Source organism: Ferrithrix thermotolerans DSM 19514 (genome assembly GCF_900128965.1).
Lineage (GTDB): Bacteria > Actinomycetota > Acidimicrobiia > Acidimicrobiales > Acidimicrobiaceae > Ferrithrix > Ferrithrix thermotolerans.
The window spans coordinates 94,962-104,138 of sequence record NZ_FQUL01000005.1 but is presented as its reverse complement, the minus strand read 5'-3'; the positions used below and the strand labels follow the sequence as shown (position 1 = coordinate 104,138).

The window sequence follows — 9,177 nt, the reverse complement described above, 5'->3', positions numbered from 1 at the left end:
CCCCTTCTCACTTCGATAGGACTCGATCAACTGATACTTGGTGTAGGTCTTTCCCGTCTTGGTCTTGGTGTCGACGGCCCTGATATACATAGGACAGATGCTACCAGTGGATACACATAGATCATGCAAATAGTACCAAATATATAAATCCTTAGGACACTACACGACAAACCAAATATACCCCGCCTAGTATCTCACCAGCCCAAACCTTACAACACCCCTGTGGATAACACCTTCACACCCCTAGATATCCACAGGATGGACATGAATTCGGGAAGAAATTGCGAAAGTCGGGTTAGTCCTCCCGAATCGTCCATTATTCGCTCCCGAAGGCCCGGGAATTCAATAAATAGCTGTTCAAAGGCGGTACCCAAGTCCCCTTCGAACTCAACCTTTACCTCGCCAAGCCCATTGGTCAGTGACCGTAACTGAGCCGGAATCCTAACAATAACCTGCACTGGCTCACTCCCTCCATAGTGGTGTTCCTCTTTTGCGACAAGTACTCCATGAAGGCGTCCAGAGAAGGTTCAATAGTCTTTGACACCGTAGAACTCGGCGCTAACGCTTCGACGGTCTTTAGTCCGCTTCCCGTGACATAAACGACCGTTCTCTCTTCAGGAGAGATCTCTCCAGAACTAACTAATTCCTGCAGCACAGCGATTGTCACCCCGCCTGCGGTTTCCGCAAAGATACCCTCGGTCCTGGCAAGTAGCCGTATCGCGTCTAGGATCTGCTCATCAGAGACTGCCACTACAGCACCCCTCGTAGCACGAACCACATCCAATGCATACACTCCATCCGCTGGGTTTCCTATAGCCAGCGACTTTGCTATCGTCGACGGCTTCACAGGCTTCACGAAGTCGAGTCCTTGTACATAGGCGCTTGCTACTAGGGAACACCCCAGTGGTTGGGCACCCGAAAACCCGCACCTGAGGCTCAGAGTCGATCAGCCCAACTCTGTACAGTTCGGTAAAGCCTTTGTGGATCTTGGTCAACTGGGAACCCGAACCTATGGGCACAACTACATGGTCGGGGACTCTCCATCCAAGTTGCTCAGCCACCTCAAAAGCCAGAGTCTTAGAACCTTCTGAGTAATACGAACGCACATTCACATTCGCAAACGCCCAGTCTGGCTCCTCTGAAGTAATCTCAGCACACAGACGGTTTACATCGTCGTAGTTGCCATCAATCGCTATAACGTTTCTCCCATATACTGTAGTTGTTATCACCTTCACCGCTTCTAAGTCAGTGGGGATGAATACGTAGCTCTCCATCTGAGCTGCAGCTGCGTGCGCAGCGACCGAGTTTGCAAGGTTACCAGTGGAGGCACATGCCGCTACTTTGAGACCCAACTCTTTCGCCTTGGAGAGCGCAACGGATACTGCTCGATCTTTGAATGATCCAGTGAGATTCAACGTGTCATTTTTGATCCAGAGGTTTTTAAGGCCCAGGTATCTTCCTAGACGTTCGGCCTTTACCAGCGGGGTAAAACCAGCACCGAGATCAACGTAGTCAGATCCAGATACTGGCAATAGGTCCCTGTAACGCCATATAGACAGAGGCCCTGAGGCTATCGACTCCTTCGAGATCGACGAAGATATTTCATCATAATCATAGGAGACCTCTAAAGGACCAAAACAAAACTTGCAAACGTGCATGGCCTCCAGTGGATAAAGCTTTCCACACTCTTTACACTTCAGAGCATCCGAAAAAGTCAATCAAACCTCCAAAATCATCGATCGGGCATTGGCACCTGGCACACCTGTGCTGGTTGTCGCGGATTCATCGGGCCCGTCCCTCCTCCGCTCTCGATGACACAACGAGTTGCTCTCATATTGTACACCTGGCGGATGTCACTAGAGTTGATGAAAGTCAAAAAGTTGAAGTTGACGGCTACGGGGTTCCGTTCCCAGGGGAAGCAACCCTTGTGTACCTGCTAACCTTATAATCTGTGTGCCTAAAGACTCAACTAGCTGTAATCCATCTCAGGTAAGGGATGAACAGACATCTATCTGTAACCTTGGTGATCCCTGCTCGCAACGAGGAGTCAGGCCTGCTAGCGCTACTCCCAAACTTCCTTGGCGACAACGCAGTTGATACTCCATTCGATCTATCCGTCACAGTCGTAAGCGACCATAGCACAGACAGAACAGTCGAAGTCGCAAAATCATTCGGTGCATATGTGGTAGAGGTTCCTGAGTTCATGCCCTGCGGAAAGGGTGAGGCTCTCCACTTCGGGCTTCACCGTTCCTATAACGCAGATATATACGTAACCTGCGATGCCGATCTTACAGATTTCACCCTGGATCACATCGTGCGGCTGGTGGAGCCTCTCGTACGAGACGAAGACACCGTAATGGCAAGGGCCTCGTACTCTTATCAAGATGAATCTGGAGAAGACGCTTCCACTCATCGTGTAACCCGGCTGATGGCAAGACCTCTGTTGGCTATCTTCTTCCCTGAATTAGCAGCGCTTCAGTCCCCACTAGCGGGAGAGGTTGCGCTTAGAGCAAGGTTCCTGAAAGAGATAAGCTTCCTAAGCGGATACGCAGTTGATGCAGGACTTTTGATCGACACATACCTTAGTTATGGCATAGATGGAATCAAGCAAGTCGACCTCGGGGTCAAAAACCACCGTCATCACGGTTTGGACATCCTAAGCCTCCAGGCCCGTGAAGTGGCTTATGCCATTTTATATAAGGCCAATCGAATATCACTTGCCGAGATCGAAAAAGATCGCGAGTTTCCGTTTGAACTTGACCCAGAATATCTCAACTAGGCAACTCCAGCAACGCTGCTGCCAAAGAGGACTCTGGACTCTTCGTTGCAGTTTCGAAGCCTACTCTTTGGACGAGAGATGCGAATCTCACTGTGGGATATGCCGCTAGAGTCTCCTCAACCGCCCGTTCATCGTAGTCGCCAACCACTACATAAACCGGCTTGCCAAAATCTTTGCCCAACTCCAATACTGCGCTAACCACCTTGCCTTTCAAAGATTGGTGATCAAAGTAGCCTTCTCCGGTAACAAGAACGTCGCATTTAGATACCGAAGCGTGGACTGAATCTCTATGCAAGATAGCCTGCGCTCCCGATACGATCTTGCCACCCAAGACAAAGACCGCCCCTGAAATGCCCCCAGCGGCGCCGGACCCCTCAACCTCATGAATCCGATGACCGAATCGCCACTGATAGAGGTCAGCTGCGAAGCTAAGACGTCTCGCAAGCCACTCTATCTGCTTTGGTGTTGCCCCTTTTTGTCGTCCAAATACCCTCGCAGCGTCAACGAAACAGGTCGCTGTGTCCACATAGGCGCTTAGGTGAGGGAGCCGTTCAAACTTGGTGCCTGTAATTGCCGCCACGAGCCCGAAACCGCCGTCTGTAGTTATCGAACCACCACAACCGATAGCCACTGACTGAGGATTTGAACCTAGAATCTCTACAAGTAGCTCGCCAACACCGAAACTGGTAGCATCCAAAGGACGGGCCCCCGATACAAGATTCCTGTGCCCGACTATCTCCGCTACTTCGACAGCGGCACTTATACCATCACTCCTCCACCTGACGCGTCGTGGACAGCCGAAGGGCCCAGACACTACCGAGTGTCTTATCTTTCCAGGAAAACACTCCAAAAATCCTTCGCCTCCGTCAGAGGCCTTTACGATCTCAAGCCTCCAGTTGCGCTCTCTCGAAACTTCTTTTACGATGTCAGCGATACGCGCTTGAGATAGCGTTCCCCTAAACTTGTCGAAGATCGACACAACCTTGAGACTCATAGATCAACGATAGTAACAGTCACTGCGAAAAGCGGTGTAGCATTAGCGCTGAGGTCGGCTCGACCAAATTACTGCGCTTGATCAAGGATCAATGAGTTGAGTCATTCGCGTCGAACTCGTTTACGCACACTTGCTTTAGGTGGGTTTTTACAGAACGGGACTCTCAGAGCGAGTCTGCTCACCCAAAGTTCATACAGCGAAAGCCTATTACAGCACCTCTGACTCTGCAACCTAAACCTATTGAACATCCCTTCGATTCAGCAAGACAACTTAGAAACGACGACGACGACTAGTGGTACCTACTGACCTTTTTCGAATTGAGCCCAAGCCTATAGCTTGTTTGCCTTAGAGAAATAAGGCTAGCTTATCGTCGCTTTCGACCGTCTGAATAGTCAGCATATCTTCTAAGGCAAATGGCGCTCAACATGACGAGATCGCTCCCAGTTGTCTTACGACTCTTGGGCTAGATCCTGCCTACAGGGACTGGCTCTCCCAGCAAGAACCCCTGACCCAGCCGTACCCCCAGGTTCATGAGAGTCTCAAACTCCGCCTCACTCTCGATCCCCTCCGCAATCACGGTGGCATCTGACTCGTTTGCGAGATTTACCAGTGTTCCCACGAGAACCTGAACGGTTCGGTTCTTGTCGATTCCTCTTACCCACTCGCTGTCTAATTTGACGTATCGGGGACGCACTGCAGCGACAAAGTTGAGGCTACCAAGCTCCGGCGAAGCATCATCAATCGCCAACGACATCCCCGGCGGTAATGCCTCTAAGACTGAGGAGGCAAACCCCTCATCAGTCGCTTCTCCTGCTCTCAACTCTACAACGATAGATAGGCTAGAGGCTGCAACGAGCGCCATGAGTCCGCGATCGTTAGTCACCAAGTGGCGAGATGCGTTGATAGCAAGCCAAGTCTCTCGCGGAAGATTATGAGAGGCCGCTATGGCGGCGATTATCATATCTCTCTCCATCTCGACAGCTTGCTTTACAGAGAAGCTCTCCAATCGACGCAACGTAGATGCGCCGTCGTTGAACCGACTTAGAGCCTCATGACCAACAACCTCCCCTGTTGCTAGATCGAAGATGGGTTGAAAGAGCGTCGTGAACTCTAACGAACTTGGCGCAGTCAGGGCTGACGAACTTGCCCCAATGGCTGGAGATGACGACTCGGCGAGAACGTAACTATCGGCGGACTTGTAGTTCGTCTTGCTTCTTTCCACTGAAGCCTTACCTTTGTCAACGGCGTCGGAGTACCCGAAGTGCAAGATCGCTTCCCAGTCCGTAGAGACGTGAGGGGAAGAAGCTCCAGATGAAGCCGAGCCAGAAGAAGGTTTCTTTTCCTTCTTCGCAAACCACGGCTTGACCTGAACAAATATGTCCGCAATGGAGTTTCTCAACCCAATATAGGCAAAGATCGCATAGGTGGCGAGCAGGGAGTTAATGCTAGCGTAAACCGCGTTGTACCAAAAATGATGTTGATAGTCTCGAACAAGCGTAAAAAGAGACAATCCAAGCACTAGGTATGGAGTGACTACGAACAAAAGTGGAGCGACGGTACGCTTTCTAACCTTTGGCGTCCTTCCGAACACGCCTTTGGAACCAGTCAACACCTGAACCAACGAGTTGACAGTTCCCGCTATGTTCACTGGAAGCAGCACCAAGTTAAATCCGTAGATTCGGAGGACATCGATCCTCTTGTACCCGCAATACTTGAGGTCGCTCGCCATAGCTAGAAAGTACGGCAGAGCGAGTAGTCCAAGAAGCGGACTCACAAGCTTGTTAGCGTAAGGATAAAAAAGCAGTACGACCAGACTTACGGAGCTCCATGTTATCGACGCCATGTAGTTAAAGCGAAGCAGAAACTCTCCAAGCCGACCCTGCTCACTACGTTGCTTGCGAGCCTTGCGAAGCTTTCGCAATTTAGGCACGATGATAAGTCCGCCGTCGGCCCATCGCCTTCTTTGAATACACAGAGATCCAAAGTCTGGCGGCGTGGCGCTGTAACTCAGGCGCTCTGGATAATTGAGAAGCTTCCAGCCACCTATCACTAGGTCGATTGAGGATTCAGTATCCTCGATCGCAGTACGATCCTGGATGTAGCGTTTGATCTCGTAGTCGCCATCATAGTCAACCTTGACTATCTCGTCCAGAGCTCTTTCCTCAGGACCGCATTTGCTCCCACCCAGAACGTTGCATCGTAATGAGTCAAACCTTGGTGGACTATGTGCTGAAGGTCCGTTGAAGCTCCAGCTATCCTCTCAAGACGAGTAGCAGAGCCCGGATAGGCACTGTAGGGGGTTTGTGCTACACCTACTCGTGCATGCTGGCTTTGCTCCATCAGATAGACGAGTCTCATGACGTACTCAGGGAGTAAAACACTGTCAGCGTCCAGAGTCAGAACGTATTCAGGGTTTCTGATGTAGATGGTTCCTTCGTCGAACTCTTCCGTTTTCTCAAGAATTCTTCCTGACAGCGTCTCGATCTCTCGATAGTGGCCTCCCATCAAACCGATGTAGGAGTTCAGGTTCATAGCCTTATTCGGTTCATTTGACAGGGACACGTAAAGTTTTCGTTCGAAAGAACTAACCCGAACTGTAAAAATATTTGTCAGTCTCTTATAAAGCTGTCTTACCCTGTCGACGTTGATCGACCCCAGCTCTCTACTGGCCACGCGTATAGCTCTCGCGGTTTGTTGGAGATCCTGAGCGAGGGCCCTGAAAACCTGGTTAGAGAGGAAGGTATCTGTATGATCAACGATTACCATCTCCTCCATCTGAATAGTAAGCCACTCAACTGCCTGCTCGTAATAGTTTGCGAGCAGTATCAAGTCGCTTTCGCTAATGGAGTGGCCATGCTCGACGTTGTATTCGAACTCAGACAAAGCCTTATTGAATAGCGCCGAAGGATACTCAAAAAGCCTATTTATATCGTCCGGCAGACGTCTGGCTGAGTCCAACAGAAATCTATTCTTTGGATCGCTAGGAGTAGGCGGATCGTCGATGAGAAGAACGATATCCATATCCGGATACTCCTGCAGCGCCGCTGACAGGATCGTAGTTCTGACTACGCGTATCTCTTCACGATATGAGGGGATTATCACCGTGACCGGAGGTGTCTTCTTGTCAAAGTACTCATCAAGCACGGCCTTAGGGGTTCTTTGATGATCCTTACCTCTGTAGAAAAAGCCAAGCCGTGAGGTAAGGTAAGCCAACGAGGAGTATGTCAGGAGGCTCACTATAAAGAGGTAAGACAGAGCCTCAAGCTTCGACCGTGTCGTAGCTGCTGCGCCCTGAACAAGCTCAGTGAAGATCCATACCCCTAAATATCCTATCCATCCCACAACCGTTACAACGATCGCAAGGCGTGCAATGGCTATTTTTCTGTCCGTCAAGCCAACGGGTATGGCTGACATAGGATTGGAGCGTTTGTCGCTTCCAATCTGGCGACGTTCACGAGGCGTCTCTCGGGCCATTATGTCAGTCACTGTAACAATTACCTCTCATACCAGCAAACATCCTCACATCAAACAAAACTGAAAAATTTTCACTACATAGAGTGAGAACCGAAGTTATTCTATCATCATACGAACGACAGTTTTACCGGAGCATAGTTTATATAATGCTATGGACGATAAATTTTGTCAGATTAGTGCCAAATTTGAACAAAGTGTGAACACTTAGCAACCGTCTGACCGTATTAATTTCGGAAAAAATTAACAGGAATTTAGACAAATACTGGAGCAAGGTTTGACCTATACACCTGAGAACAAGTATCCACTTCCGCCAAAGGTTGTTGATGCACGTGGCTTAGCTCACAATCTCGTCACGCTAGGGGAGATTTCAAAGCACGACCTCGATAGTGACGAGGCGTTTCAAGAGGAACCTCGCAAGATAAGGTACTCGATACCCAAGCTATTCGTAGGGCTACTGTTTGTGGTCGCCGTTTTGACCGGTGGCTACTACGGGGTCAACAATGTAATTGCAAACTCTGGCGCTGTAGTGCCCACATTCTTTTCACCCTACGTTGACGCTACGCTAACCCCGACGTATCAGTTCCAAAGCGCAAACTTCAACCAAGCGATGCAGACAACCTTGGGCTTTGTAGTAGCTCCAGGACCGGATCACTGCGTACCAACGTGGGGAGGCTACTACACCCTGAACCAGGCTAATCAAGACATAAATCTTCAGCGTCGAGTAGTCGAGTACGCCCAATCCGGGGGGCAGATCATGATCTCATTCGGCGGGCAAAGAGGGATCTCCCTGGCACAAGCCTGCCCGAACGCAGCGTCGTTAGCCAACGCATACAAAACCACGATGTCCACGTATCGAACTAACGTAATGGATCTTGACATCGAGACTGGTGGACTGGCCGACTTCAACGGTATCCAAAGAAACGCTGCCGCCGTAGCTTTAGCTCAAAAGTACTATCAAGAGCATCATCAGCAACTTATCGTATGGATTACACTCCCTGTGAACACAAACGGACTTCAGGACAATGCAAAGACCGTAGTCCGGGAGTTTCTGGCACATCATGTTCAGGTAGCGGGTATCAACATAATGGCCATGGACTTTGGACCTCCTGAGTCTGATATGTTTCAGGCTGTTCAGCAGGCCGCCATCTCAGCTCACTCCCAGCTCGTAAGTATCTTTCCACAGTACGGAATCCATCTCACCTCCCGACAGATTTGGAACCGAATGGGAGTCACAGTAATGATCGGTCAGAACAACTCAGCAGGGGAGGTCTTCACGACCGCCGACGCCTCGTCGCTTCAAAACTTCGCAGACAACGTACGTTTGGGGCGAGTATCGATGTGGTCGTTGAATCGCGACTACAGCTGCGGCCAACTCTTTACAGGAGCGATATTATCTAACACCTGTTCGGGACTGAATCAAAATCCTCTTCAGTTCTCATCCATCTTCTCCAAGCTTACGGGTAAGGTGATTCCGAAGAAGGGAGCTGAAGCACCGATAATTATCTCTCAGCAGGGCTCAACCAATCCTGCCAATGCTCCTTATCCAATTTGGCAACCCAACGTTCCTTATCCTCAGAACTATAAGGTAGTCTGGCAGGGCAACGTTTATGAAGCCAAGTACTATAACGAAGCAGTAAACCCCGGCGCACAGGTTCAGTTCTCCTATCAAACGCCATGGATACTGCTTGGACCGGTTCTAAAGACCGACCACGCTCCAACGATACCGACCTTGGCTCCAGGAACCTATCCGAACTGGAGTCCAACCGTGGCCTACAACCAGGGGGCGATCGTACTGTACAAGGGCCTGCCTTATCAGGCCAAGTACTACACCGTGGGCTCATCGCCTGGAGCGGAAGAGGCCAATCCAACGGGTTCGCCTTGGTCACCGATGTTTACCATTCCCGGCGAGCCTCCCAACTCTCCTGCGTAG

6 protein-coding genes, 1 pseudogene and 1 riboswitch are annotated in these 9,177 nt (G+C 50.2%); of the genes and pseudogenes, 2 read left to right on the top strand and 5 right to left on the bottom strand.

Translation table 11 applies throughout. The annotated features are described in order from the left end of the window. Positions 1 to 209: 209 nt before the first annotated feature. Together BUA24_RS03250 and BUA24_RS13310 are read right to left on the bottom strand one after the other, a co-directional pair. Positions 210 to 458, bottom strand: coding sequence for a ubiquitin family protein (locus tag BUA24_RS03250; protein WP_072788686.1), 249 nt, complete (start codon positions 456 to 458; stop codon positions 210 to 212). Beyond that, a pseudogene (locus BUA24_RS13310) lies at positions 416 to 1,718 on the bottom strand (threonine synthase). Before BUA24_RS13310 ends, BUA24_RS03250 begins: the two are co-directional and overlap by 43 nt. An 11-nt stretch (positions 1,719 to 1,729) precedes the next feature. Then, positions 1,730 to 1,818: riboswitch (SAM riboswitch) on the bottom strand. 178 nt (positions 1,819 to 1,996) lie between these two features. Here BUA24_RS13310 and BUA24_RS03240 point away from each other — a divergent pair. Then, entirely contained in the window at positions 1,997 to 2,779 is a 783-nt protein-coding gene (locus BUA24_RS03240) for a glycosyltransferase (protein ID WP_072788684.1), read from the top strand. Here the strand turns inward: BUA24_RS03240 and BUA24_RS03235 are convergent. The 3 genes from BUA24_RS03235 to BUA24_RS13115 form a co-directional block, all read right to left on the bottom strand. Continuing rightward, a complete protein-coding gene (locus BUA24_RS03235) occupies positions 2,772 to 3,773 on the bottom strand; it encodes a glycerate kinase (RefSeq protein WP_084660143.1) in 1,002 nt (333 codons plus the stop codon). The genes BUA24_RS03240 and BUA24_RS03235 overlap by 8 nt on opposite strands. A gap of 463 nt (positions 3,774 to 4,236) precedes the next feature. Beyond that, positions 4,237 to 5,853 carry an EAL domain-containing protein gene (locus BUA24_RS11855; protein WP_473234716.1) on the bottom strand — a complete coding sequence of 539 codons (1,617 nt, stop codon included), beginning with the start codon at positions 5,851 to 5,853 and terminating at the stop codon, positions 4,237 to 4,239. A 59-nt stretch (positions 5,854 to 5,912) separates the two neighbouring features. Then, positions 5,913 to 7,259, bottom strand: coding sequence for a glycosyltransferase family 2 protein (locus tag BUA24_RS13115; protein WP_084660141.1), 1,347 nt, complete (start codon positions 7,257 to 7,259; stop codon positions 5,913 to 5,915). A 262-nt stretch (positions 7,260 to 7,521) separates the two neighbouring features. Between BUA24_RS13115 and BUA24_RS03225 the strand changes: the two genes are divergently transcribed. After that, a complete protein-coding gene (locus BUA24_RS03225; protein ID WP_072788680.1) occupies positions 7,522 to 9,177 on the top strand; it encodes a hypothetical protein in 1,656 nt (551 codons plus the stop codon).